Origin of the sequence: Mesorhizobium sp. M8A.F.Ca.ET.161.01.1.1, assembly GCF_004792105.1 — a bacterium.
In the GTDB taxonomy this organism is placed as follows: Bacteria; Pseudomonadota; Alphaproteobacteria; order Rhizobiales; family Rhizobiaceae; genus Mesorhizobium.
Genome location: NZ_SRTD01000096.1, coordinates 1 through 422 on the forward strand (window position 1 = coordinate 1; position 422 = coordinate 422).

The following is a 422-nucleotide window of genomic DNA, read 5'->3' on the forward strand; positions in this document are numbered from 1 at the left end:
GGCGACCTCTACGTGCTCGACCGGCGCACGGGCGAGCCGATCATCCCGGTGAAGGAAGTGCCGGCACCGGGCGGCGCGATCGAGGGCGACCATGCATCGCCGACGCAGCCGTCTTCGGCTCTATCGTTCAATCCCAAGCCGCTGACCGGCGCCGACATGTGGGGCATCACCCTATTCGACCAGCTGGCGTGCCGGATCGAATTGAAGGCATTTTTCGGAAGCCGAACGATCGATGTCATAGAGGCGCAGCTTGTCGATGCCGAGCAGCGCCTTGAAGGCGATGGCCTGGAATTCGGACTGCGCGCCGTTGCCGATGATGGCCATGGTGCGTGGGCCGCGATGAGCCAGATGCCTGGCCACGACGGCGGAGATCGCGGCGGTGCGCAACGCCGTCAGGATGGTCATCTCGGTGAGCAGCATCG

1 protein-coding gene and 1 pseudogene are annotated in these 422 nt (G+C 65.2%); one reads left to right on the plus strand and one right to left on the minus strand.

All coding sequences use genetic code 11. The features are described 5' to 3' along the window. Positions 1-201, plus strand: a pseudogene (locus EN804_RS34800) (hypothetical protein); the annotation flags it as partial. Here EN804_RS34800 and EN804_RS34805 read toward each other — a convergent pair. Beyond that, a complete protein-coding gene (locus EN804_RS34805) occupies positions 172-420 on the minus strand; it encodes a hypothetical protein (protein WP_348642791.1) in 249 nt (82 codons plus the stop codon). The pseudogene EN804_RS34800 and the gene EN804_RS34805 sit on opposite strands and share 30 nt — an antisense overlap. Positions 421-422: the final 2 nt, after the last annotated feature.

Bases quoted from the DNA above. Each gene is read 5' to 3' on its own strand.
- EN804_RS34805 (WP_348642791.1), bottom strand. From the start codon at position 420: ATGCTGCTCACCGAGATGACCATCCTGACGGCGTTGCGCACCGCCGCG.